Source organism: Croceicoccus ponticola, assembly GCF_004004515.1.
Taxonomy (GTDB): Bacteria; Pseudomonadota; Alphaproteobacteria; order Sphingomonadales; family Sphingomonadaceae; genus Croceicoccus; species Croceicoccus ponticola.
This window is the reverse complement of record NZ_RXOL01000001.1, coordinates 12,318-38,199: the sequence shown is the minus strand read 5'-3', so window position 1 is coordinate 38,199 and position 25,882 is coordinate 12,318. Positions and strand designations below refer to the sequence as shown.

20 protein-coding genes are annotated in these 25,882 nt (G+C 63.2%); 9 read left to right on the top strand and 11 right to left on the bottom strand.

Annotation, left to right across the window (positions count from 1 at the left end; all coding sequences use genetic code 11):
• Together cysN and cysD are read right to left on the bottom strand one after the other, a co-directional pair.
• A complete protein-coding gene (gene cysN, locus EKN06_RS00165) occupies positions 1-1,929 on the bottom strand; it encodes a sulfate adenylyltransferase subunit CysN (protein WP_127610874.1) in 1,929 nt (642 codons plus the stop codon).
• A complete protein-coding gene (cysD, locus tag EKN06_RS00160; RefSeq protein WP_127610873.1) occupies positions 1,929-2,834 on the bottom strand; it encodes a sulfate adenylyltransferase subunit CysD in 906 nt (301 codons plus the stop codon). The genes cysN and cysD overlap by 1 nt, the downstream gene beginning before the upstream one ends.
• A 136-nt stretch (positions 2,835-2,970) precedes the next feature.
• Here cysD and EKN06_RS00155 point away from each other — a divergent pair, with 136 nt between their 5' ends.
• The 5 genes from EKN06_RS00155 to EKN06_RS00135 all read left to right on the top strand — a co-directional run bounded on the left by EKN06_RS00155 (position 2,971) and on the right by EKN06_RS00135 (position 9,587).
• Positions 2,971-3,381 carry a hypothetical protein gene (locus EKN06_RS00155; protein WP_127610872.1) on the top strand — a complete coding sequence of 137 codons (411 nt, stop codon included), beginning with the start codon at positions 2,971-2,973 and terminating at the stop codon, positions 3,379-3,381.
• Positions 3,382-3,514: 133 nt separating this feature from the next.
• A complete protein-coding gene (locus EKN06_RS00150) occupies positions 3,515-4,147 on the top strand; it encodes a TetR/AcrR family transcriptional regulator (protein WP_164843875.1) in 633 nt (210 codons plus the stop codon).
• Between the two features lie 301 nt (positions 4,148-4,448).
• Positions 4,449-6,842 carry a TonB-dependent receptor gene (locus tag EKN06_RS00145; protein ID WP_164843874.1) on the top strand — a complete coding sequence of 798 codons (2,394 nt, stop codon included), beginning with the start codon at positions 4,449-4,451 and terminating at the stop codon, positions 6,840-6,842.
• A 55-nt stretch (positions 6,843-6,897) separates the two neighbouring features.
• A complete protein-coding gene (locus EKN06_RS00140) occupies positions 6,898-9,048 on the top strand; it encodes a PQQ-dependent dehydrogenase, methanol/ethanol family (RefSeq protein WP_240654530.1) in 2,151 nt (716 codons plus the stop codon).
• Positions 9,045-9,587, top strand: a complete 543-nt coding sequence (locus EKN06_RS00135) for a VOC family protein (protein WP_127610869.1) — start codon at positions 9,045-9,047, stop codon at positions 9,585-9,587. The genes EKN06_RS00140 and EKN06_RS00135 overlap by 4 nt, the downstream gene beginning before the upstream one ends.
• 10 nt (positions 9,588-9,597) lie before the next feature.
• Here EKN06_RS00135 and EKN06_RS00130 read toward each other — a convergent pair whose 3' ends face one another.
• Positions 9,598-10,422: an SDR family oxidoreductase gene (locus EKN06_RS00130; RefSeq protein WP_240654529.1), complete on the bottom strand. Its 825-nt coding sequence runs from the start codon at positions 10,420-10,422 to the stop codon at positions 9,598-9,600.
• An 81-nt stretch (positions 10,423-10,503) separates the two neighbouring features.
• Between EKN06_RS00130 and EKN06_RS00125 the strand changes: the two genes are divergently transcribed.
• Positions 10,504-11,406, top strand: a complete 903-nt coding sequence (locus EKN06_RS00125) for an acyl-CoA thioesterase (protein ID WP_127610868.1) — start codon at positions 10,504-10,506, stop codon at positions 11,404-11,406.
• 25 nt (positions 11,407-11,431) lie between these two features.
• On the opposite strand, the gene EKN06_RS00120 is transcribed toward EKN06_RS00125, so the two are convergent.
• On the bottom strand, positions 11,432-12,178 hold the full coding sequence (locus EKN06_RS00120) for an SDR family NAD(P)-dependent oxidoreductase (protein ID WP_205693783.1): 747 nt from the start codon (positions 12,176-12,178) through the stop codon (positions 11,432-11,434).
• Between the two features lie 116 nt (positions 12,179-12,294).
• On the opposite strand from EKN06_RS00120, the gene EKN06_RS00115 reads away from it, so the two are divergent.
• Positions 12,295-13,032 carry a TetR/AcrR family transcriptional regulator gene (locus EKN06_RS00115; protein ID WP_127610867.1) on the top strand — a complete coding sequence of 246 codons (738 nt, stop codon included), beginning with the start codon at positions 12,295-12,297 and terminating at the stop codon, positions 13,030-13,032.
• On the opposite strand, the gene EKN06_RS00110 is transcribed toward EKN06_RS00115, so the two are convergent.
• The 3 genes from EKN06_RS00110 to EKN06_RS00100 are packed head-to-tail and all read right to left on the bottom strand — an operon-like array spanning position 13,005 to position 18,525.
• A complete protein-coding gene (locus EKN06_RS00110; protein ID WP_127610866.1) occupies positions 13,005-14,309 on the bottom strand; it encodes a spinster family MFS transporter in 1,305 nt (434 codons plus the stop codon). The genes EKN06_RS00115 and EKN06_RS00110 overlap by 28 nt on opposite strands.
• Entirely contained in the window at positions 14,309-15,997 is a 1,689-nt protein-coding gene (locus tag EKN06_RS00105) for a class I adenylate-forming enzyme family protein (RefSeq protein ID WP_127610865.1), read from the bottom strand. Before EKN06_RS00105 ends, EKN06_RS00110 begins: the two co-directional genes overlap by 1 nt.
• Positions 15,998-16,020: 23 nt before the next feature.
• Positions 16,021-18,525: a TonB-dependent receptor gene (locus EKN06_RS00100; protein ID WP_127610864.1), complete on the bottom strand. Its 2,505-nt coding sequence runs from the start codon at positions 18,523-18,525 to the stop codon at positions 16,021-16,023.
• 228 nt (positions 18,526-18,753) lie between these two features.
• Between EKN06_RS00100 and EKN06_RS00095 the strand changes: the two genes are divergently transcribed.
• Complete coding sequence (locus tag EKN06_RS00095; RefSeq protein ID WP_127610863.1) at positions 18,754-20,016, top strand: cytochrome P450; 1,263 nt, start codon at positions 18,754-18,756, stop codon at positions 20,014-20,016.
• Here EKN06_RS00095 and EKN06_RS00090 read toward each other — a convergent pair.
• The 4 genes from EKN06_RS00090 to EKN06_RS00075 form a co-directional block, all read right to left on the bottom strand.
• Positions 20,013-21,146: an oxidoreductase gene (locus EKN06_RS00090; protein ID WP_127610862.1), complete on the bottom strand. Its 1,134-nt coding sequence runs from the start codon at positions 21,144-21,146 to the stop codon at positions 20,013-20,015. The genes EKN06_RS00095 and EKN06_RS00090 overlap by 4 nt on opposite strands.
• Complete coding sequence (locus EKN06_RS00085; RefSeq protein ID WP_127610861.1) at positions 21,143-21,931, bottom strand: ThuA domain-containing protein; 789 nt, start codon at positions 21,929-21,931, stop codon at positions 21,143-21,145. The genes EKN06_RS00090 and EKN06_RS00085 overlap by 4 nt, the downstream gene beginning before the upstream one ends.
• Before the next feature lie 101 nt (positions 21,932-22,032).
• Positions 22,033-23,685, bottom strand: coding sequence for an FAD-binding protein (locus tag EKN06_RS00080; protein ID WP_127610860.1), 1,653 nt, complete (start codon positions 23,683-23,685; stop codon positions 22,033-22,035).
• A 154-nt stretch (positions 23,686-23,839) separates the two neighbouring features.
• On the bottom strand, positions 23,840-24,178 hold the full coding sequence (locus EKN06_RS00075; protein WP_127610859.1) for a hypothetical protein: 339 nt from the start codon (positions 24,176-24,178) through the stop codon (positions 23,840-23,842).
• Between the two features lie 74 nt (positions 24,179-24,252).
• On the opposite strand from EKN06_RS00075, the gene EKN06_RS00070 reads away from it, so the two are divergent.
• Positions 24,253-25,872, top strand: a complete 1,620-nt coding sequence (locus EKN06_RS00070; RefSeq protein ID WP_240654528.1) for a carboxylesterase/lipase family protein — start codon at positions 24,253-24,255, stop codon at positions 25,870-25,872.
• Positions 25,873-25,882 lie beyond the last annotated feature (10 nt).

The window sequence follows — 25,882 nt, the reverse complement described above, 5'->3', positions numbered from 1 at the left end:
TCACCAGCCCAGCACGTATTCGACAATCCGGTCGGCCGCTTCCTCGGCCGTCATCTTCGTCGTGTCGATGCGCAGTTCCGGGGCCTCCGGCACTTCATACGGGCTGTCGATCCCGGTAAAGTTCTTCAGATCGCCGGCCCGCGCCTTTTTATAGAGGCCCTTCACGTCGCGTTCTTCCGCCACGCTCAGCGGCGTGTCGATGAACACCTCGACGAACTCTCCCTCGGCGCACATCTGGCGCACCATTTCGCGTTCTGCGCGGAACGGGCTGATGAAGGCGGTGACGACGATCAGGCCCGCATCGGTCATCAGGCGCGCGACTTCGCCCACGCGGCGGATGTTCTCGATCCGGTCGGTATCGGTAAAGCCGAGATCCTTGTTCAGCCCGTGGCGCACGTTGTCGCCATCCAGCAGGAACGAATGCCGGTTCATCCGGTGCAGGCGTTTTTCGACAAGGTTGGCGATGGTCGACTTGCCCGAACCCGACAGCCCGGTGAACCACAGCACCTTGGGCTCCTGGTTCTTCATCCCGGCCCGCGCTTCGCGGGTGATGTCGAGCGCCTGCCAATGCACGTTCTGCGACCGGCGCAGCGCGAAATGCAACATGCCCGCGCCCACGGTCTGGTTCGTGATCTTGTCGATCAGGATGAAACCGCCCAGCGTCTTGTTCAGCGTGCCGTCTTCATCCTTATAGGGAAGGAAGGCGATCGGCTTGTCAGTCACCAACTCGGCCACGCCAATGGCGTTGAGGTCGAGCGTCTTGGCGGCCAGATGCTCCATCGTGTTGACGTCGACCGCGTATTTCGGTGCCTGCAGGCTGGCCGACACGGTCTGCGTCGCCAATTTCAGCCAATATGACCGGCCCGGCAGCAGCGCCTCGTCCGCCATCCACACCACCGTCGCCTCGAACTGATCGGCGACCTGCGGCGGGCTGTCGGCGGCGGCGATGACGCTTCCCCGCGAACAGTCGACTTCGTCGTCGAGCGTGATCGTGACCGACTGCCCGGCCTGCGCCTCTGTCAGGTCGCCGTCGAAGGTGACGATGGACTTGACCGTGCTGGTCTTGCCCGAAGGCACGATCCGCACCGCGTCGCCCGGCTTGACCGTGCCGCCGCTGATCAGGCCGGAAAAGCCCCGGAAGTCGAGATTGGGCCGGTTCACCCACTGCACCGGCATGCGGAACGGCTTGGCAAGGTCGGCATCGGCCGAAACTTCCACGCTTTCGAGATGCTCCATCAGCGTCGGGCCGTCGTACCACGGCGTATTGGCCGAACGGTCGGTGACGTTGTCGCCCTTGAAGCCCGAGATGGGGATCGCGGTGAAATCGGTAATGCCGATCTGCGCCGCGAACTCGCGATAGTCCTGAACGATGTCGAGGTAGGCGGACTGATCGTAATCGACGAGGTCCATCTTGTTCACCGCCAGTACGATGTTCCTGATGCCGACCAGTTGCGCCAGATAACTGTGCCGCCGCGTCTGGACCAGCACGCCCTTGCGCGCGTCGATCAGGATGACGGCAAGATCGGCGGTCGATGCGCCGGTCACCATGTTGCGCGTGTACTGTTCGTGGCCGGGCGTGTCGGCGACGATGAACTTGCGCTTTTCGGTGGTGAAGAAGCGATAGGCGACGTCGATCGTGATGCCCTGCTCCCGTTCGGCGGCCAGACCGTCGACCAGCAGCGCGAAGTCGATCTCCTGCCCCTGCGTCCCGACCCGCTTGCTGTCCGCCTGAAGCGCCTCAAGCTGATCTTCGAAGATCATCTTGGAATCATACAGCAAACGCCCGATCAGCGTCGACTTGCCGTCGTCCACCGAACCGCAGGTGATGAAGCGCAGCATGGTCTTGTGCTGATGCGCGTCGAGGTATTTGTCGATATCCTCCGCAATCAGCGCGTCGGTCTTGTAGATGGGGTTTTGAACGTCGTTCATCAGAAATACCCCTCCTGCTTCTTCTTTTCCATGCTGCCGTCGCCCGCGTCCTTGTCGATGGCGCGACCCTGCCGCTCGCTGGTGGTGGTCAGAAGCATTTCCTGGATCACTTCGGACAATGTCGCCGCCTCGCTCTCCACCGCGCCGGTCAGCGGGTAGCAGCCCAGCGTGCGGAAGCGGATCGAGCGCATTTCGGGCACTTCGCCATCCTTCAGCGGCATGCGTTCGTCATCGACCATGATGAGCAGCCCATCGCGTTCGACGACCGGGCGCGGCGCGCTGAAATAAAGCGGCACGATCTCGATCTTGTTCAGCTGGATGTACTGCCAGATGTCCAGCTCAGTCCAGTTGCTGATCGGGAAGATGCGGATGCTTTCGCCTTTCGCCTTCTTCGCGTTGTACAGGTTCCAAAGTTCGGGGCGCTGGTTCTTGGGGTCCCAGCCGTGGCTGGCCGAACGGAACGAAAAGACGCGTTCCTTGGCGCGGCTCTTTTCCTCGTCCCGGCGCGCGCCACCGAATGCCGCGTCGAAGTTATAAAGGTTCAGCGCCTGCTTCAGCCCTTCGGTCTTCCACATGTCGGTGTGCAACGGGCCATGGTCGAACGGGTTGATCCCCCGCTCCTTCGCCTCTTCGTTCTGGTAAACGAGCAGTTCCATGCCCGCATCCTTTGCCGCCTTGTCGCGAAGGTCGTACATCGCCTTGAACTTCCACGTCGTGTCGACATGCAGCAGCGGAAACGGCGGCGGCGAAGGGTAGAACGCCTTCTTCGCCAGGTGCAGCATGACCGCGCTGTCCTTGCCCACCGAATAGAGCATCACCGGATTGTCGGTTTCGGCCACGACCTCGCGGATGATGTGGATGCTTTCCGCTTCCAGTCGTTCAAGATGGGTCAGCGCGCGCGCCATGAATGTTTCCTCGATAGGTTCGCCGGGTCGGCCGTGCGGCAAAACAGGCACTGTCAACTCTAGTCATTGGTAGCGTCCCTATCCAAGCCTCGGCTCCCGCGCGCCAAAAGAATTCTTGCGCGCGCGATACCTTCGCTTGGCTGGCGCCGGGCGGGCCCACCCCGTCCAGGTCGACGAACTGGACGCTTACGTCACCCACCATGGCAATCGTGCGACCAAACGGCTTTACCGCGAAATCTCCAGCCGGTTGCGCGATGTGGCCGCGCCATTGGGCACGCAAATCATGATATGGGATTACGGACGCTTCATCGTGCTCGCCCCCGGATTGCGCGATGCTTCGCGGCTGGGCGACCTGTGCGCCAGCATGCAACGCGCGGTAGAGCTTCCCGCCATTCCGCCCGGCAATGCATTGCACCACGACAGGGTCCGGGTTTCGACCTCGACGGCGTGGCGAGCGGGCAGCACCGCGCTGGAACTGCCGTCAGCGCTGATCGCCAGCCTGGGGATCGAGAATTTTCGCGGGCGGCGGCATATCGAACTGGCCTGACGCCCAAACTGGCCCGAACGTGAACCGAATTGGATCGTCCATGTCCAGGCTGCTGGCACGGGCATGAACCCGCGCCAAAGCTTTATCGTCGTCGCCTTTGCCGTTAGTGCTGGCAGAGGGGAGCATGAACGGCATGGACAGATTGCACGAATGGGATGCCAGCATACCGGCGTGGATGGGCCGGTTCGACGACGTCAGCAATCCCGACAGCTTGCGGCGACAGGAATTTGCCGCAGCTGCCATCGGGCTGGTCGCGTCGCGCGGGCTAGAACACCTGACCTTTCGTCGGCTTGCCGCCGAAATGGATTGCAGCACCACGACGATCGCATCGCTGTTCGGCGATCGTCAGGGTCTTTGGTTGGCTGTGTACCGCATGACGATCCTGCGCACGCAGGCCCGCATCCGCGAAGCCTATGTCCGCACCAACGGCAGCCCGCTTGCCTGCATCCTGGCGCAGATGCCCGTCACGCCACAGGGGCGTGAGGATTGGGCGGTTTATCTGGCCCAGAACACCGTGGCCGCCGCCAACCCGGCATTTCAGGCAGAATACCGACAGCAGGTCCGCTATGCCGTACGCGATTTTGCCGAACTGCTGATGCGCGAAAACGACTTTTCGCAACAAAGCGCGCGCCGCGCTTCGCGCCAGGCTTTCACGTTCCTGATCGGAACGGCGGTGCAGGCATGTTTCGAACCGCGCAGCTGGTCCGCCCGCCGACAGGAAGAGTTCCTCCGCCATCAATTCGAATTGAACGGCATTCCCGTTTGATCCGTTTTGGACGTAATCGAACAGTAAAAGACTGTCGTCTTTACGGCGAACCGCTCTTTTTGATTAAATGTATCAAGTGTTTTTGTAAGTTCTAATTTTTAGGGATCCGGACCTGTATCCCTTATATCTTAATATATACAACAATATAACTCTCATCGTTAATATCAATGGCGACACTTTCAAATCGTCGATTGCCTCCTGACGATCGAACGGCATATTAAGGCACGTGGTACAAATGCCGTCGAATCGGTACGCCATGAGCGCCGAGAGAGCGCCAAGAAGATCGATAGGGAGAGAGAGAATGCCGTTTCGCACGAACATGCTGACGTCCGCCGCGGTCATCGCGATTGCCGCCCAGACCGCCTTTGTCCAACCGGCCCTTGCGCAAGCTGCCGACGATGGCACCCCCGCCCACGCTTCGGCCGCCATGCCCGCCGATGCGATCATCGTGACCGCCCGTCGGCGCGAGGAAACGATGCTCGATGTGCCGGTCGCCATCGCTGCGGTCGGGGCCGAACAGCTTGAACGCTATGCCGCCACCGATCTGCAGAAGATTGGCCAGCTCGTCCCGCAGGTCATCCTTGCCAAGACCGGCGGCGGCGGCGCAGGCGCGTCGTTCACGATCCGCGGCCTCGGCTCATCCGCGCTCGACGCCGGTATCGACCAGACCGTTTCGCTCAACATCGACGGGTTGCAGATCAGCCGCGGGCGGCTTGTGGCGCAAAGCTTCTTCGACGTGCAGCAGGTCGAGGTCCTGAAGGGCCCGCAGGCGCTGTTCTTCGGCAAGAACAGCCCCGGCGGCGTCATTTCGGTCAAGACCAAGGGCGCGACCTCCTCGTTCGAGGGGTATGTCCGCGCCGGATATGAATTCAAGGCCAACGAACGCATCCTCGAAGGCGCGATCTCCGGCCCGCTCACCGAGACGCTGGGCTTCCGCATCGCCGCGCGCGGCAGCAAGATGGACGGCTACATCAAGAACAACGCCGGGCCGATCACCCTGCCCAGCGACCCCGATCACCCCAGCGTCGGCGCCGCCTATGCCAACGATCCGGGGACCAAGGAAATCCTCGGTCGCCTGACGCTCGAATGGAACCCCAGTTCGGACTTCGACGCGACGCTGAAGGTCTTTGGCGACAAGTTGCGCGATCATGGCGAAACGTCGGGCACCGAACTGCTGTGCGAGGGCGGTTCGCGCACGCTCGACCTGTTGGGCGGGGTCTTCGTGGCCGATCCCTACAGCGATTGCGAACTGAACGGCGAACGCACGCTGGGCGCTTTCAACCCGGAAATCGGCGCGAACTACCCCGGCTCCAACGGCGGCGTACCCGAAACGCGGTATGAATCGCTGCTCACCTCGCTGACCATGAACTACCGTGCCGGCGCGCTGAACTTCACTTCGGTCACCGGCTTCTGGTCCTATACCAATGACGGGTTCGACAACTTCGCGTTCGATTCCACCCCCACGGTGGCGGGCGCGAACAAGGATCATTCCGAAGCGTTCACTCAGGAACTGCGCGTCAACTCCGACTTCGACGGCGCGTTCAATGTTGCCGCAGGCCTGTTCTTCGAAGACAGCGCCCGCGACACGCGCGGCAACGGGTTCATCGCCAACGTCGGGCAGGACCCGCGCTACGACACGTACCACAACTGGCAATTCCTGACCGACAACTCGGGCAAGACCTACTCCGCCTTCGGCCAGCTGATCTTCGACGTGACCGACACGGTGGAACTGGCGGGCGGTGCGCGCTGGACGCGCGAAACCAAGCGCACGTCGCAGGGTAACAGCTACGTCAACCAGAACTTCGCGCCGTTCATGATCACGGCCGAAGAAGGCGTGTTTACCAGCGGCAGATTCTCCGACGAGCAGATCTCTCCCGAAGCGACGCTATCATGGCGCGCCACGCCCGAAACGATGGTCTATGCCGCATACAAGACGGGCTATAAATCGGGCGGTTTTTCGAACCCGTCGATCCTGTCGTTCGGCCAGACGGTCAGCGATCTCGGCTTCGCGCCGGAAAAGGCGGACGGCGGTGAAGTCGGCTTCAAGGGTGAACTGCTCAACCGTCGCCTGTTGGTGAACGCTACGGTTTACCGCTATACGTTCAAGGGGCTGCAGCTCACCTCGTTCAACCCCTCACCGCCATCGTTCACCATCCGCAACGCCGCTTCGGCGCGCACGACCGGCGTGGAACTCGACGGCGCGTTCAACGTGACGCCCGACTTCACGCTGCGCGCTGCGGCGGGCTACAACAAGGCGAAGTACCTGAGCTTCGCGGCCGCTCCGTGCTATGCGGGCCAGACCGCGGCCCAGGGCTGCAACGGGGTTCAGGACCTGTCGGGAACGGCGCTGGTTCGGGCGCCCAAATGGAACCTGACCGGCGGCGTGACTTATGACACCGACCTGACCAGCGATATCGGACTCGGCCTTTCGGGCGATGCCAATTACACCAGCGGCTACTGGATCCTGGAAAACCAGAACCCGGTCGGCTGGCAAAAGGGCTTTGCCCGGATCAACGCGACGGCGCGGCTCTACGAACTCGACGATGCATGGGAACTGGCGCTGATCGGTCGCAACCTGACCAACAAGTATTACGGCATCGCCGGGGCTGAAAAACCCTTTGGCACGCCCGATGCGGTCTGGGTGAACATCGGCCGCCCGCGCGAGATCATGCTGCAGGGAACGGTCCGCTTCTAAGGGTGGCGCGACGCCATCGCGGACCCATCCAGCCAGAACGAGCGGACCTGACCACTTGACCATCCAGCATCACCGGAATTGCGGGATATCCCCATTCCACAAACGGATCTTCGCAATTGTCCTGTTCGCGCTTGCCGCGACCGGGTGTTCGCAACCTGGTGATGTCGGGACGAAATCGGTGGCGTTCGATGCCCGCATCGTCGCCGCCGATTCCGAGCCCCAGAACTGGCTGAGCCACGGCCGCACTTATTCGGAACAGCGGTTTTCGCCGCTCGACGATATCGCTGCCGGCAATGTCGGGGGGCTTGGCCTGGCGTGGTATCACGACCTCGACACCTTTCGCGGTCAGGAAGGCACGCCGCTGGTCGTCGACGGCGTGATGTATGCGACCACGGCGTGGAGCAAGATCGTCGCGCTGAACGCCGCGACGGGCGAACGGATCTGGCAGTTCGATCCCGAAGTGCCCGGCAGCGCCGGCCTTCACGCCTGCTGCGACGTGGTGAACCGGGGTGCGGCTTATGCCGACGGGCGGTTGTTCTTCGGCACGATCGACGGGCGGCTGATCGCGGTCGACGCAAAGACCGGGACAAAGGTATGGTCGGTGCAGACGACCGATCCCGAAACATCGCAGGCGATATCGGGCGCACCGCGCGTGGCCAAGGGCAAGGTGTTCATCGGCAACGGCGGCGCGGATCAGGGCGTACGCGGCTATATCTCCGCCTATGACCAGTCGACCGGCAAGCTGGCGTGGCGGTTCTATACCGTGCCCGGCGAACCGGGAAAAAAGGACGGCGCAGCATCGGACGAGGTGCTCGAACGACTGGCGCGAAAGACGTGGAGCGGCGATCGGTACTGGCAGATCGGCGGCGGCGGCACGGTGTGGGATTCCATCGTGTACGACCCGGACTTCGACCGATTGTACGTCGGCGTCGGCAACGGCGGCCCGTGGGATCGTGGCATCCGTTCGAACGGCGAAGGAGACAACCTTTTCATCGGGTCCATCCTCGCGCTCGATCCCGATACCGGCGAATATATCTGGCATTATCAGGAAACGCCGGGCGACCAATGGGACTTCACGTCTACTCAGCAGATGATCCTTGCCGACCTGACCATCGACGGAACCGCGCGGCAGGTGATCATGCACGCGCCCAAGAACGGGTTCTTCTACGTCATCGACCGAAAGACCGGCAAACCCGTTTCGGCAGAAACGTTCGTGCCGGTGAACTGGGCTGAAAAGGTCGATCTGGCCACTGGCCGTCCGGTCGTCTATCCCGCCGCGCGTTATGACAAGGCGGGGCCGTTCCTTGCCAGTTCCGGCGGATGGGGCGCGCACAACTGGCACCCGATGGCGTTCAGCCCGCAGACCGGGCTGGTCTATATCCCGGCGATGCAGGTGCCGATGCGCTATGCGACCGACGGTTCGTTCGAATATCGTCCGGGCCTGCTCAACCTTGGCGTGGGGACAGGCGGAAAGCTTCCCGAAGAGGCTGCAGCGATCAAGGCGATGCTCGGCGCATTTCAGGGCCGCCTGATCGCGTGGGACCCGGTCGCGCAAAAGGAAGTGTGGCGGGCCGAACGGGATTCGCCATGGAACGGCGGCGTGCTGGCAACGGCGGGCGGGCTGGTCTTCGAAGGGTTGGCCGATGGCACCTTCCGTGCGCATGACGCGAAAACGGGCAAGGAACTGTGGCGGTTCGAAGCGCAGCAGGCGATCATGCCGGGGCCGGTCAGCTATGCCGTCAATGGCGTCCAATACGTCGCGGTCATGGTCGGCAAGGGCGGCGCATACAACCTAGCCATGCCCGGATTTTCCCGGCCCGATCCGCGCATTCCGGGGCGGATCATGGCGTTCAAGCTGGGCGGCACGGCAAAGCTTCCGGTCAAAGCTAAGGCCGATGTTCCGCCATTCCAGCCTTCGGACGAAAAGTTCACCGCCGCGCAAATCGCGCATGGCGACGCGCTGTTCAATTCCACCTGCGGCGCGTGTCACGGTGCGGGCGCGCAATCGATCGGCGTTCTGCCCGACCTGCGTCGTTCGGGCGCGCTGGCCAACGGGGATGTCTGGCGCCAGATCGTGATAGACGGCATGCTGTCCGACAACGGCATGGCGAGCTTTGCAAAATACCTTTCGCCCGCCGATGCGGAGGATATCCGCGCCTATGTCAACGACCGCGCCCGCGTCGCGAAAGGAGCCGAAAAACCATGACCGACCTTAGCAGACAGGCGCCCTTCGGATCGCGGGTCGAACAGCTTGGCTATCTTGTCGACGATCTGGATGCGGCGATGGCGCACTGGACCGGGACGCTGGGCGCGGGGCCGTTCTTCGTGCTGCCCGAACGGCGGTTCGTCGAATTGGCCCACGGCGGCGTTGCCTGCGACGAACAGATGATCGCCGGCGTCGCCATGGGTCAGCTTGGGCCGGTTCAGATCGAACTGATCGTGCCGGGCGGCGGGCCTTCGACCTATCACCGTTTCCTTGGCGCGGGCGGGCGCGGGTTGCACCACCTGGGATACATCGCCGACGATTACGTCGCGGCACGGCAGGAGGCGGTCGATGGCGGCTTGCGCATCGCGACAGAGGGGCGCAGTCAGGCGACCCGGTTCTGCTATATCGAGAACGAGGCCGCGCTGGCCGAACCGTGTTTCGAACTGATCGAAGCGTGCGACGTCATCAACGACGTGTTCGCGATGGTCGCCCGGGCCCACGCCGAATGGGACGGCAGCGAGCCTGTGCGTTACCTTTAGGCTTCGGGCCTCAGCCCTCTACCCCGTCGCGGCCGAAATAGTCGGCTTTCTTGCGATAGTAATCGGCGTTCAGCCGAAGGTCGGTCAGACCGCTGTCGACCGTAATGACCTGTCCGGTGATGTTGCGCGCGTCCGGCCCGGCGAGATAGGCGAAGCAACCCGCGATCTCGTCCGCCGAAACGATCGTACCCAGCGGATTGCGCGCCTTTGACACCGCCTCCATTGCGGCGACATCGCCATAGGCCAGCTCAGTCATGCGCGACGGCACGCTTCCCGGTGCCACGGCGTTGACACGGATGCCGTCCACCGCCAATTCCGACGCCGCCGAACGCGTCAGTCCGACGACACCGTGCTTGGCGGCGGTATAGGCGTGGGGCGCCAGCGGCGCGATGCCGCCGACGCTGGCGGTGTTGATGATCGAACCGCCCCGGCCCATCACCCGCGCTGCATGTTTCGTGCCGAGGAATACCGAGGTCAGCAGGACCGAGATCGTGCGGTTCCAAGCATCGAGCGGGATTTCGCCAATGCCACCCAGCGCGCCCAGTTGGCCTGCGTTGTTGATCATGCAGTCCAACGATCCGTAAACCTCGACACTGGCTGCGACGATCGCCTCGACATCAGCTTCGTTCGTCACGTCGCAGTGACGGAATTCACAGCCCAGTGCGGCAGCCAGCGCCTGTCCGCCGGCATCGTCGATATCGCCCAGCACCAGTTTCGCGCCCAGCCGAGCGAACCGCCGCGCGGTCGCCGCGCCCAGCCCGTTGGCCGCGCCGGTGATGACCGTCGCCATCCCGGCCAGGGGTTTTCCATTGTCGGTCGCGACCTGCGCAGTCATAGGCTTGCCTCTCGTATTGTGTTGTTATGACGCAGTGATTAAGGCGCTTGAGCCAAAATAGCAATTGCGGAGAGCGCCCGGATGAACCCGGCAAACCCCTATCCCGACGATCCGGCGCAGGAACGTGCCCTGGCTTTCGATTTCGTCCAAACTGCGCCAGACCGGTTCGCCAGTCACGTCATTCCCAGCGGATTGTTGCGGCTTTACGGTGGAATGGTCGCGGCGCAGGCGCTGGCCACCGCGCAGGCGACGGTTCCGGAGGACAAGGCGGTGCACAGTCTCCACGCATACTTCCTGAAGCCGGGGCTGACCGACAGGCCGCTCGATTTTTCAGTCCGCCGCCTGACCGACGGGCGCAGTTTTGCCGCGCGGCAGATTTCTGTGACGCAGGACGACAAGCCGATTGTCGAAATGATGGCATCGTTTCAGACGGACGAAGCGGGCCGGACCCACGCCTTTGCCATGCCCGACGTGCCCCCGCCCGACGACCTGCCGATACTGGAAGACCTGTTTGCCGCCCATCGCGACACCCTGCCCGATCGGCATCGCCCGTACTGGCTGCGGCGGCAACAGCTCGAATGGCGGCCGTGCGAGCCGTTCCTTTTCGGACAATCGGAGGTCCTGCCGCCGCGCCGCAATTTCTGGTTCCGCATGAAGCAACCGCTGCAGGCGACGGAGGCGGAGCATCGCCGCTGGCTCGTCTATGCCAGCGATTTCCATATCTTTCAGACCGGGCTCCTGCCGCTCGGCCTTGGCTGGGACAGCAATTATCTGCAGACCAGCAGCCTCGATCACGCGATCTGGTTTCACGGCGCCGTCGATATGAACGAATGGATGCTTTACGCGCTGGAAACCCCGGCGGCGAGCGGTGCGCGTACGTTATCGCGCGGCAGCATGTACCGCGCCGACGGCACGCTGATCGCCACGGTCACGCAACAGGGGTTGCTGCGGGAACTTGCGCAGGAGCGCGAAGGGAAGATCTGAACCTTCCCGCCGCGCAGCACGCCATTCACGGCATGAAGTACCCGCCGTTCACATCAATGATCGCACCGGTCACGAACGCGGCATCTTCGGACACGAGGTATCGCGTCGCCGCCGCGATGTCGCCCGGGCGGCCCAATCGGCCCACAGGGATTTGCGCGACATAATCGTCGAGCGCGAACTGATCGCTCTGGTCCGTTTCGATCCGGCCCGGCGCGATGCAGTTGGCAGTGATGCCGTGCGCTCCGCCCTGCCCTGCCAACAGGCGGGTAAAGCCGAACAGCGCAGATTTCGACGCGGCGTAATGCGCGCCCGAAAGCTGCGACCGCATGCGCCCGCCCTGCGACGAGTAATTGACGATCCGGCCCCATCCCGAACGCTTCATCCCCGGCAGCACTGCGCGGCAGCAATGGAACACGCCATCGAGATTGACCGACAGCACACGCCGCCAGTCCGCGTCGGTAATATCCTCGATCAACAGCGCGCGTCCGTCGGGCGCGGCGGGGCTGATGCCCGCATTGTTGATCAGGATCTGAACCGGGCCGAAGCGGCGCTCAACCTCTGCCACTGCTGCGTTGACCGACGCGGGATCGGACACGTCGCAGGCGACATGAACCACACTGGCATCGTTGCCCAGTTCCCGGTCCAGCGAAATGACCGTGTGGCCCAACATGGCAAGATCGCGCGCCACACCGCGTCCGATACCGCGGGCGGCCCCCGTCACGATGGCAACACGCGGTGCCGGGCGGGGAGAGGTTTGGGTCTGGTCGATCACGGCAAGGCGCTTTCATATCTGGCTGGCGATTGCGGGCGTTTGCGGGCATGGAGCGGCGCAACTTGTGGCGCTACGACAGCTATTGTACTTTTCGCGCCAAGGCATGACGGGGCACGATGACCAGCAAGACCGATAAAGTACCGAAGCAACGCCGGCGTTCGCGCACGGCGGAGGCGACGCGTATCCGCATCATGGAAGCTGCGGAAATCCTGTTCGCCGATCGCGGCATCGACGGCGTGGCCCTGCGCGAGATCGCCAGCGCGGCGGGACAGGGCAACAATACTGCGGTCCAGTACCATTTCGGCAGCAAGGAACAACTGGTCTACGACATCTTCGACTATCGTTCGAACCTGTTCGAGCCGTTGCGGCACGAGATGCTGAAAAACGCGGAAGCCAGCGGCCGGATTTCCGACGTGCGCGTCCTGTTGCAGGTGTTGGTCCTGCCGCACCTGACGATCTGCGACGAAAAAGGGGCGCACCCTTATTCGGCGTTTCTGGCGCAATACCTGACCCGTTCGCGCGCGGAAGGGATTGCCCATCCATACGACAATCCCGACGTGCCCGTGCCCGCGTTGCGCCGCGTGCGCCAGTTGCTGGCCGAACGGTGCAGCCACATTCCGGCAGACGTACTGAGGCTGCGGGTCGGATTGGTGAAACTGATGTTCCTCAACATGTTGATGCGGCGGGACAGCGGCTTTCCGCATTTCGACCAGAACATCGCGCTCGGCGTGCTGGTCGACGACACACTCGACATGATGACCGCCGCCATCATGACGCCGTTTCGCCACGACGGTCCGCCGCTGTTCGAAATCCCGGTCGGGACACATCAGGGGGTGTCCAGCAGTTCCACGTAAGCCTTGCGCGCATTGGCAAGCAGGACGAGCCCGACGAGCGCCGACACCGCCGAAGTCAGCGCCAGCGACACGCCGACCATTCCTTCGTCGTGGAAAACGTGGTCGGTAATCAGCGCCACGATCGTCGGCGCCGTGCCCAGCCCGATGACCGAAACTGCAAAGACATAGACCGCGCTGGCCATGCCGCGCATGCGGTTCGGCGTCACGATCTGCAAAGCCGCCGACGCGCCCGCCATGGGCAGCGAATAGCAGAAGCTGGCAATCCCGCCGATCGCCAGCGCGACCGTGTAGGACGGCGCAAAGGCCAGCGACGTTGCCAGCACCGCAACCAGCACCGCCGACAACAACGGCACGATCAACAGCGCATCGCGCCTACCGCGCCGCTCCAGCCAGCCGGTCAGCAACGGCCCGGTCAGCACACCGGCCGAACCGCCGATGAGGACCAGCGAACCATACTGGATGCCGACGACCGACGCGTCTGCCCCGAACTGGCGCATCAGCATCGCAGGCAGCCATGCCGGAAAGGCATAGAGCGTGATGACCAACCCGCCCATCCCGGCGTAAAAATTGAAATAGAAGCGCCAGTTGCGGCGAAAGCGGCGACCCACTTCGGACAAAGGCATCGTATCGCCGGACACTTCGCCGAGCCCCAGTTTGCGCATAGGTTCGCGCACGAAAAAGGCGAGCAGGGCGGCAACGACCATGCCGGGTACAGCGACCGCGATGAACACGAATTGCCACGGCGCCAGGATGCCGAAATCGCGACCGGCCGCATATTCCAGCAGGATGCCGCCAAAGATCATCGCCAGCCCGCCACCGAGATAGGGGCCCATCAACAGGACCGACAGCGCCCGCGGCATCATGTGCGGTGGAAAGCGATCTGCGATCAGCGACCATGCCGCTGGTGTCAGGCTGGCTTCTGCCGCGCCGACCCCGAAGCGGGCGGCGAACAGTTGCCAGTAACTGCGCGCAAGGCCGCAAAGAGCGGTCGCAAGGCTCCACAATAGGACGCCTCCGATCAGCAGGTTGCGACGGTTCGACGTGTCCGCCATCCGGCCCAGAATCGGGCTGAAAGCAATATAGGCGATGGTGAACGCCGCGCCCTGCAACAGGCTGAGCCGGGTGTCCGAAAGATCGAATTCGGCTTTGAGCGGTTCGACCAGCAGGTTCAGAACCTGACGGTCGATGAAGCTGAGGGTGTAGGCCAGCGTGAGGATCACGACCATGCCCCATGCGCCCCATCCAGGCTGCTGGTCAGATTGCGAAGGAACGCTCATCAAGCGTGGCCCTTGCGGTGCGGTTCGAACTTCGAATGTGGCTCGAAACCCTTTGCAAGTTCGAACTTTTGTACTTTCGTCGCGCTCATCGGCCAATCCTCAACAAATCTTATATATCGCGGTATCTTGTAGCTCGCGATACGGCCTTCGCAATGGCTGATGATGTCTTCGGGTGCGATTGATTTTCCGGGCTGCACTTCGATGAAGGCGGCGGCCACTTCCATCAGACGGTCGTCGGGCACGCCGATCACTTGCGCCATGCGGACCGCGGGGTGGGTCATAAGAAAGCTTTCCAGCTCGACCGCCGCGACGTTTTCGCCGCCGATCTTGAGCATGTCCTTGAGCCGCCCTTCGTAGACCAACCGACCGCCCGGACCGATCCGGCCCAGATCGCCGGTATGCAGCCAGCCATCGGCGTCGATAGCTTCCTTCGTCGCATCTGGGTCCTGGTAATACCCGGCGAATATCACGTTGCCGCGTAGGCAGATCTCGCCGGGATCGCCATCGGGCCGCTCGGCGCCGTCTGGGCCCACGATCTGCGCCTCGACCCCGTCGTAGACCTTGCCGCTGGTGGTGAAAAGCAAGTCGCGCGGATCGTCGAGATCGCTGTAACAGGGCACGCCGGTCGCCTCTGTCAGCCCATACGAATTAACCGGCACCGCGCCGGGAAAATCGTCGGCATAGCGGCGCAGCAGGTCGGGCGGGCCAACCACGTGATTGATGCGCAGGCGTGACTGATCGTATTTCGCGAAATCGGGATGGGCGACAAGCGCGCCGATGATCGTGGGAAAGCCCGCGTACTGGACGGTGGGCCGTTCGGCGATCAACAGCTTCATCGCCACATCAGCGTCGAAATGGTCCATCCCCATGAAACAGGCCCCGGTTTCCCGGCAGCCCGCCAGCGGCAGGATCGTCGACATATGGAATAGCGGCAGTGGGTCCCAGACCACGTCCTGTTCGGTCAGGCGGAAACGCCCCGCCATGCCCTTTGCCGTGATGCACAGCGATCGGTGCGCGATCATGCACGCCTTGGGCCGGTTGGTGGTTCCCGACGAAAAAATCATCAGCCCGATGTCGTCGGGCAGCACAGCCAAGGTACGCGCGATGACTTCGTCACGCGAAGCGTCTCCGTCCAGCGCGGCGAATGCGTGGGGCGACATCCATGCACCCGGCCGATCCTCGCCCAGTTCGACGATGCGTTTCAGCCGGGGCAGCGCGGGGTGCATGATATGCCCGCCCGCGCTTACGAATTCACCGCCTATGCCGGGAAATGCTTCTTCCAACATCGGGCGATAGTCGCAGTGCCGGGCGGCGTGGCCGCCGACGAACAGGTAGTCGACGTCCGCCTTGGGCACGACATAGGCCAAGTCGTCGGGCCGATAGCGCGCATTCAGCAGCACCGCGTTCGCCCCTGCCAGCTGCGTCGCGAGATAGAGCACGATGTATTCGAAGCAGTTCGGCATCAGGACGCCGACATGCTCCCCCGGTTGCACGCCCAGCCCCACCAGCCGCCGCGCCATGGCAATCGACAGTTCGGACAATTCGCGCCAGCTGGCTCGGTGCTGCCCATAGACCAGCGCCGGAAGATCGCCGAACCGGTTCGAAATGGCGAACAGCGCCCCCCCCACCGTCAACGGGTCAGGCAGGGGGAACGGCTGGTCGGAGATCGCTTTGGCTTGATCGATCACGGGGTGCAGATTCACTTTCCGGTTCAGGGAATGCGCAGGGTAACCTGCACTGTAACAGTGCGCGGCATCGCGACAAAGCCGACCTGATCGGCGCTGATCGCGGCGTTCGTGCCGGTGCCCGAACCGGTGCCGCTACCGTCGGTCACGCCGGTGACGATGAAGTGGTTGGTCAGGTTCTTGCCCAGCAGTGCGATTTCCCATGCGTCGTTTTCGGCGCCCACCTTAACGCCCGCGTCCAGCGTGACATACGATCCCTGCCGCGACAGCGGGCTGCCGAACGACGAGGTCAAGTAGTCGGAGCTGTAGCGCCCGTCGAACGACAGGCCAAAGCGCATCGCATCGCCCAGCGGCGTTTCGTATCGCGCGCCCAGCGAACCGGTCCAGTCCGGCGCGTCCGAAGTTGGCAGGCCCTCAAGGTTCTGACCCGGCGTGCCGGGGCTGAGCAGGTTGGGAATGCACCCGTTGTCGAGGCTCTGCCCGCCATAGCACGGCGAAATCGCATCGCCGTAACGCGACCGGTTATAGTTGGCCGACCCGTTGATCTGGAAACCCGCAATGGCATTGGGTGCATAGGCGAATTCGACCTCGACGCCCTTGGTCCGCGCGCTGCCCGCGTTGACCGAGTTGTACGACAGGGCCGCGGAGTCGAGATAAGTGACCTGCAGGTTGGTAAATTCATAGTTGTAGGCCGTCACGTTGAAGCGCAGCTGGCGATCGAGGAGATCGGTTTTCAGGCCGACTTCAAAGCCCTTCGCCTTTTCCGGTTCGAACAGGAAGAATTCGAGCGGGGTCACCGGCGACTGGATCGACGAGTTCGAGAAACCGCCCGATTTGTACGCGGTCTTGTACGCGCCATAGAGCGTAATGTTCGTCGTGGGCGTCCACGTCAGCGTCGCTTCGGGCGACCAGTTATCGAATGTCTGGTCGGCTGTCAGCGGCTGGTTCACCGCGTAACGCGTACCATTGACCAGCGGGTGGGCGTAAGGCTGGACGAAGAAGCTGTCCTTGGTTTCATGGATGTACCGAACGCCGCCCGTCGCCTCCAGCGTTTCGGGCACGATTTCCCAGATCAACTGGCCGTAACCCGAAACCGTCTTGCCCTTGGTGCTGCTGTCCTTGGCATAGGCGACATAGCGGAAACCGTCGGGGGCGGCGCTGTTTTCAAAGCCTGCGAACAGGACGTTCTGTTCGAACCCGCGGTTCGATGTCTGGTAATATCCGCCCAACAGGAAGTTCAGCGGACCGTCGAACTGGCTCAACAACCGCAATTCTTCGGAAAACGCATCGTACTTGGAATTTTCCGAACCCCAGATGTTGAGGGAGGGCGAGGACGCCGACTGATAATCGAGATCCAGCGACCAGATATTGCGGTTCCACTGGTAGTTAGTAACCGACGTGAGCATCAGGTCGTCGAAATCGTAGTCGATCGTGCCGGTCATGCCCCACGAGGAGTACTTGTTGAAATTCTTGCCGTCGTCTCGCGCAAAGCGGGTTTGGGCGGCGATGTCGGCGGGCATGTTGTTTGCGTAAAGCGAGAAATCGCGTTCGCACGGAACGCCCGGCGACAAGTGGCTGAAGCCGCCTTCGCAGGCGAAGACCGCATAGTTCCAGGTGCCGCTGGTGCGGTTGTAACCGTAGTTTGCGGTCAGTCGCGCCGTCAGGCGATCGCTCGCCTCCCATTCCAGCGTGCCGCGCAGCAGAATTTCGCGTTCGCGCGGGCCATTGTCAGCCGGCGCCGTGGCAAGATGGTTGGTCGTCGCATTGGTTTGCGTCGTGGAGGGGCGATCGGTCGTGACGTAGTTGATCGAACCCGCGCGGTTGTCGAACAGGTAACCGAAATCCTTGCCGACCCGGCCCGCGAGGCGGAAGCCCAGCGTATCGCCGATGGGGCCCGACAGGATGACTTCTTCGCGCAGCTTGCCCGCGTTGAATTCATAACTCGTCTTCGACGACGCGGTGAAATGGTCGGTCGGATCGGCGGTGCTGATCGAAATCACGCCCGCGGTGGCGTTCTTTCCGAAGAACAGCGACTGCGGACCCTTCAGGATTTCGATCCCGCCAAGGTCGAAGAACCCTTCGTTGATTGTGCGGCCCTGCCCGTAATAGACGCCGTCGACGATGACTGCGATGGACTGTTCGGTGCCGATCGACAGCGAGTTCGAACCGATGCCGCGAAGCGTGAGCTGCGCGCCCGAACCCGTCGCGTTGCGACCGATGGCCAGCTGCGGCGTGGCGGCGGCGACGTTTTCGAGGCTGGTAAGATCGCGGTCGTTGATTTCCTGCGCCGAAATGGCGGTGACGGACACCGGAACGTCCTGCGCGGATTCGACGCGCTTACGAGCCGTGACGACGATTTCCTGAAGTCCGCCGCTGGCCGGGGGAACCTCGGCCGCCTCGGACGTGGTATCGGTAAAGACCGGCCCAGCGTTCTGGGCATGGGCGGTGCCGCCCGCGATGGCGAACGTGCTGGCCGCGACGAGCAAACCGAAAGTGCGACCCGCGCGGGCCGTCTTGCCGTAAGATGACATGGTCTTCTCTCCCTATCGGCCCCTTCAAAAAGGAGGCCCTCTACGTGCCGCACCTGTCGCGCGGTTGCCCTCCTCATACTCCACGAATTTTTTAAGGCAAGTGCATTTATTTTTGTGCGCTGCAACACGCTAATCTCCGCCAAATCGCTGTCATTTGCATAATTAGCCTTGAGTGTTTCAGGCATTTGCACCATCCTTGGTGAAAATATGCCGGAGAGAGGCCCCCGCATGACGGACAAGACGACTTCATCGCTCGACGATATCAGCCTGCTCGACCCCGCGACGCAGAGCGAACCCTATGACGCCTATGCCCGCATCCAGGCCGAGCCGGGCGTCTACCGCATGCCGGAAACAGGGTTCTACGTCGTCACCCGCTACGACGATCTGCGCCAAGTTCTGACCGATCCGAAGACGTTTTCGAACAACGTCGATCGCGCCTCGCTTCAGGGTGAGGAAAATTCGAAAGTCCTGCACGACTATCTCGACGAACATGGCTGGCCGCATATCCAGACATTGCAGCGCACCGATGCGCCGGTCCATTCACGCTATCGCAAGCTGGTCGACCGGGTATTCACCGTCGGCCGCGTCCGCGATCTCAGCCCGCATATCGAAGCGACCGCCAACAAGCTGATCGACGGCTTTGCAGAACGGGGCGAATGCGAGTTCATGGCCGAATACGCGCTGCTGTTGCCCGGCGTCATCCTTGCCCAGCAGATGGGTTTGGATGCGGACGAGGTTGGCACTTTCCGCAAATGGGGCGAAGCGATGCTGGCGCCCGCGTCGCGGGTGATGGATGCCGATGCCCTGTGCGCTAACGCGGATATCGAGCTGGAGGCGCAGCACCACCTCGCCCGCCTGTTCGAGGAACGCCGCGCCAATCCGCGCGACGATCTCGTGTCGGCGCTGGTCCACGCGCACGGCGATACCGAAGATCCGCTGTCGATGGCCGAACTGCAATCGGTGATGAGCCAGTTGATCGGCGGCGGTTTCGACACAACGACCGCTGCGCTGGGCCATGCCATGATGCAGCTGGTGACCGAACCGGAATTGCAGGACAGGCTGCGCGAGGACCCGTCGCACATCCGCCGGTTCGTCGAGGAAGTTATCCGTTTCAAGACCCCGACACAGGCGCTGCGCCGCCGCACCACCCGCGACGTGGAATTGTCGGGCACGCTGATTCCCGCAGGCTCGGTCGTCAGCGTACGTTACGGCGCGGCCAATCGTGACGAGGCGAAGTTCGGATGCCCGCATCAATTCGACATGGAGCGCGCGAACGTGAACCAGCACCTCGGCTTCGGCGCGGGCGCGCACTTCTGCGTCGGTGCGCCGCTGGCCCGCGCGGAATTGGCGATCGGCATTCTCACCATGCTTAACCGGTTGGACGACATCCGCCTTGCCCGCCCGCTGGACGAGCCGATCCACGTGCCAAGCTTCCTGACTTATTCGCTGCGTGAACTGCCCATCGCGTTCACGGCAAAAGCCGCAGACTAGGCCAGCGTCGCCAGCATCTCACGCGCGAAGGGTCGCAGGTTATCCGCCCGCCCTTCGCGCACGATGTTGGCCCAGTCGGCATTGGCGATCATGGCGCGGCCCACCGCGATCATGTCGAATTCGCCCGCCTCCATCGCTTCCACGATCTGCGCCACGTGGGCCGAACGCGCCGCGCTTTCGGCGATGCCGCCGCCCGTTTCGCTGGTGCCTTGCTTGAAATCCCGTTCCAGCGTCACAGAGCCTACCGCGATCACCGGCCTGCCGCTCAACCGGCGGGTCAGCGCGGCCAGCGTCGGGCCGCCGTCTGGGAATGCGGGCTCCCAGAAACGGCGGGTCGAACAATGGAACGCATCCACACCCGCATCGCACAAGGGCGCGAGCATGGCGGCCCAATCGTCGGCGCTGTCGGCAAGGCGGGCGTCGTAATCCACCGACTTCCACTGCGAGATGCGCGCGATGATCGCAAAATCTGGCGAGGTCGCGGCGCGGCAAGCGGCGACGATTTCGGCAAGGAACCGGCTGCGCTGTGCGACGTCGCCGCCATAGCGATCTTTGCGCCGGTTGGTGCGGGACCACATGAACTGATCGGGCAGGTAGCCATGCGCGCCGTGGATTTCGATCCCGTCGCAACCCGCGGACATCGCCCCTGCGGCACAGCGGGCGAAATCGGCGATAGTGTCGGCGATCTGCGCATCAGTCATCGGCGAACCGCCGGGCTTCCCATTACCGTAAATGCCCGACGGGCCGACACGCGGCGGTCGTTGTTTCACCGTGTCGGGGTTCACCGTCGTCGGCGAATCCTGCAACCCCACATGCCACAACTGCGGCACGATGCACGCGCCCTCCCCCGTTACCGCCGTCGCGATGCGGGCCAGCGCCAATTGGGTTTCAGGCTGAAACAGCAGCGGGATCGGCCCGTCGTGCGCGCCCGTGGCGTTAACGGCCATCCCTTCGGTAATGATCAGCCCGGTGCCCCCGGCCGCACGGCGGCGATAGTATTCGACGACATCGTCGCCCGGCACGCCATCGGGCGCGAATTCGCGGGTCATCGGCGCAAGCGCGATGCGATTGGGCACGGTCATCCCGCCGATGCGCAGCGGTTCGAACAGGGTGGCGGGGTCGATGGTCATGCGGCGTCCTTTCGCACGATCCAGCGCAGCGCATTCGTGATAAGCGCGCGGTACTCCCCATGCGCGAACGTTTGCGGCCCGTCACCAGGTTGGAGATAGACGACGCGGGAATGGCCTGCCGTCTTGGCCCAGCCGAGCAGCCGGTTGTCGGAAGACGGCGACCAGTCCGGCCCGCCCTCGATCCGGCGAACCGCCTTTTTCGCGGAAATGAAACGCCCCGGTTCGATGTCGGTGACGCGGGTCAGGATCGGCTCCAGTCCTTCGCTATCGAGCACTTCCATCGCGTAAAGCTCGTCGAGGAAATCGATCTCATCCGCCACGCCGCGTGTCACGGCATGGGGTTCGGTTCGCGCGCGATAGAAAACGTCGGGGCAATAGCCGCTGTCCTGCCGCATCGCCCCGTCCAGCATTCCATCGCGATAGAGAAAGCGCCCGCCCAACATCCGGGCGTAATCGTCCCACGCGGGCCATGCAGCGATGGCATGGTGGATCGCCAGCACGCCGGTGCCGCGCGACAGGATCGTCTGCCACCCGGCCTTCAGCGCATCGGACGGTTCGACCGATGCGGGTCGTTCGTCGCGCGGGGCCCGGAAATCGAGGCCCCACATATCGTGCAACGCGATGGCGTCGTAATCGCCCAGCAGATCCGCTTCGATCATGGCGGACGCAGCGGGCTGGTCCACGATCGTCGGCTCCGCCCCGCAGGCGCGGAACATGTCCTCGAACGCATTGCGGTCAAAAGCATGACCCTTCACCGCGCAGAACAATTTCAACGGCCGGCTCAACGGCACTCTCCCAAAGCGACTTGTTGGCTCACAACCTAGCCGGAGAGCTTGTTTAAGGCAATTGCCTGATAATACTGACAGAGCGTTTTTGGGAAAGTCGGTCAGTGGTTCGAAATATGCGTGCCCAGATGACGCCCGGCGATATACCCGAACGTCAGGCCGGGGCCGAGCGTGCCACCGGCCCCGCCGTATCCTTCGCCCAGAACGGCGCACATCGCGTTGCCCGCGGCGTAAAGGCCGGGGATCGGCCGATCGTTCCAGTCGATCACCTGCGCTTCGGCATTGGTGCGCGGCCCGCCCGCGGTGCCCAGCGCGCCTGCTTCCATCTTCACCGCATAGAACGGCCCCTGGTCGATCGCGCCGAGCGTGCGGTAGGGCGGCTCGAAATCCATGTCGCCCCACATGTAGAAATTGTCGTAGCTGTTGTCGCCGCGGTTGAAATCGTCATCGTGGCCGTTGCGCACCATTTCATTGAAATGAGCGACCTGCGCGACAAGGCCGGCCGGATCGATGCCAGCCATTTCGGCCAGCTCTTCGAGCGTGTCGGCCTGCATCATGAACGACGGGACCGGGCCGCCCGCGGGCGTGTTGAAGGTGTGGTACTTGTTGCGATAGCGATCGTCGATGATCAGCCAATACGGCAGGTTCGCATATTCGTGCGTGCCACCGTCAAAGGCGTGAAGCGATTTGCCCAGCGCGTTGTAGTTGGCAGCTTCGTTGACGAACCGCTTGCCCTTTTTGTTGACGAGGATCGCGCCGGGGCGCGCGCGTTCATCCGAACCGAGCAGGTAGTTCGCCTTGGCATTGCGGTGCTGCGGCTTCATTTCCAGCACGCTCTGCATCCAGTAGGCGTGCTGCATGTTGCCAAGCTGCGCGCCTGCGTCGATGGCCATCAACAGGCCGTCGCCTTCGTTTTCGGGTACGCTGACCGGGCCGGTCAACGGCCCACGCAGGAAAGTCTGCACCAGCTTTTCGTTCCATTCGAAGCCGCCGGTGGCAATGACCACGCCGCGGCGGGCGCGGACGCGGAAATCCTTGCCGTCGGCATCTTCGGCGATGACGCCGATCACGCGGTCCCCGTCCTTGATCAGCTTGCGAGCGCGCTTTTCGAATTCGACCGGGATGCCGCGATCCAGCACGGCAAGAAACAGCGATCCCGCCAGCGCCTGGCCCAGCCCGCGATAGTCGCCCGCCTCACGCTCTGCCAGGGTCGCTTCGTCCAGCGCGCCGGTCACCGCTTCCATCAGGCTGCCGCGTAAGGGGTACGCCATCTTGCTGGGATTGACCCGCGATGCCCATTTGCCCAGCCGTGCGAACGAAAAGGCCGCGTTGTCGAGCGAGCGGCCACCATCGGGCTTCGCACCGGGAAGGTACGGCTGATAGTCGGGAAAATCGTTGAAGACGTGGAGGCTGACCGGCGTCCTTTCGGCGAGATAGGACAGCATTTCCGGCCCGCTTTCCATGAACGCCATCAGCGTTTCAGGGTCCAGAGCGCCGGGCGAAAGAGCGTCGAGATAGGCGACGATATCCTCATCGTTATCCTCGTAACCGGCCTTCAGCTGATGGGGATTGCCCGGAACCCACAGCATCCCGCCCGACATCGCGGTGGTGCCGCCGACCATCCCAGTCTTTTCGAGGATCACGACATCCTTGGCGCCGAAATCGTGCGCTGCGATCGCGGCTGTCATCGCCGCCCCGCCAGAGCCGAGCACGGCGACGTCAACTTCGAGATCCCAGTTCATATCTTCAGACAATGCCCATCTCCCGAAAAACGCTGGCGCGACGGGCTGTTGTGCTTTGCCCGAGCTTTTTGATGACAACTGTCATACTTAAGCCAGGATCGCATGGCGACTGGATATAATCATAGGGCGCTTCGGTTGCGCGACCCCGAAACGCAGGTGCTCCGGTTCAGCGCTTCTTCTTGGCCGTCGTCGCGGTGAAATCGGGGTCCTTGTTCGCGACCCAGTCGACGAACTTGCGCACGTTCGGATTGTCCAGCAGACCTTGCACGTCCATCCCGTGGCGCTGCAATTCGGAATTGGTGAAATTGGCGATCAGCGTTTGCTGGCAGATCGGATGCATCGGGACGACATCGCGCCCGCCCCGGCTTTTCGGGACGGGATGATGCCACACGATGGTTTTGCCGGTGGGCCGGCCGCAGAGCCAGCACGGCACCACCGGAGCGGGACTTTCATCCTCGTCCTGCGCATCGTCGTAGGGGCCGTGTTTCGAATGCTTGCGGGCCATGCGTTTGCCTGAATGGTTGCGATTGCGGACGCCCCCTATAGCCGCGCGGCGCGCATTGCCAAACCGGCCATCTCGTGACCGGACACGCGTCCGGCAAATCCGGCCTGACTTCCGGCACAACCCACGGGGATGACAGCAACAGCCATCGCAGCGATAGTGGCTGGATGGACCCATCCAACATCACCCAACCCGTCATGACGCATGCCGGAACCGTCGTCGGCCGTCAGGCTGGTGGCGTTCGCACGTTCCTTGGCATTCCTTATGCCGCGCCCCCCGTCCGGTTCGCAATGCCGCAGCCACGGCAGCCATGGGCCGGGATATTCGACGCGATCGAGCCCGGACCTTCGGCGCCACACCGCGTGCGCGATCTGCCGCAAATCGATGCCGTGCCGTTGATCGGTCGCGGCAGCGACGGATCGGACGGCGACTACCTGCGCCTCAATGTCTGGGCGCCCGAAGCGGCGGACGCGGAATCAAGAGCGGCAGGATCGAGCGCGGCGGAAGGCGTGCCGGGCGCGCCGGTTATGGTCTGGGTTCACGGCGGCGGTTTCGTCGTCGGCAGCAAGGATGCACCGGTCAGCAACGGAACCGCGTTCGCCCGTTCGGGCGCGATCTGCGTTGCGATCAATTATCGCATGGGCATCGATGGCTTCCTCCCGGTGCCCGGTGCGCCGACCAATCTTGGCCTGCGCGACATATTGTTCGCGTTGCGCTGGGTTCAGGAAAACATCTCAGCGTTCGGCGGCGATCCGGCCAACGTCACCGTCTTTGGCGAAAGCGCAGGGGCCATGGCCATCGCCGACCTCGTCACTTCGCCGCTTGCCGCAGGCCTGTTCAGGCGCGCAATCATCCAGAGCGGTCATGGCGCGATGGTCCGCGAAGTCGGGATCGCCCAAAGGCTGGTGCGCAAACTGGCCAAGCTCTTGGGCGTAACGCCCGATGCAGACGGATTTCGCGATGTCGGCCACAAAACGGCGATGGATGTGCTCGACAGGATCGCGAAGCCGTCCGCCGTGGACTTGCGCGATGCCGATGGGTTCGAACCGGTTTATGGCATCAGCCGCTTCGTCCCGGTGTGGGGTGACGACGTGCTGCCGGTCAAGCCGATCGATGCGCTGCGACAAGGCGCCGGGCAGGATGTTGAGGTGCTGATCGGCACCAATGCGGAAGAAATGAACCTTTATTTCGTGCCCACCGGCGTCCGTGAAAAGATACCGGGGCTGGTCGCATGGTGGTTGCTGTCCCGCTCGCAACCGCGCGCGCGGGCGGCGCTCAAGGCTTATGGTCTTGGCGACAAGGGCGTGCGGCCCGGGGCGGCGATGACGCGCGCGATGACCGATCTCGTCTTTCGCTGGCCCGCGCGCCAATACGCCAGTGCGCACCGGGGCAGGACTTGGATGTACGAAATGGACTGGCGCTCGTCGGCCTGCGGCGGAGAGCTCGGTGCGTGCCACGGCATCGAACTGCCGTTCGTGTTTCGCACGCTCGACACCGTCACCGGGCCACGCGGCCTGGCCGGCGAACATCCTCCCGCGGCGCTGGCAGAGCGGGTTCATGCGATCTGGGCCCGGTTTGCCACGGACGGCACCCTGCCCTGGCCGCAATGGGACGAAAACCGGGGCGTCTTTCAGCTTGAGGCAAATTCGGTCCTGTCCGAACCGCCGATGCGCGCCGCCGAATTCCTGCCCGCCTGAAGGACGAAGT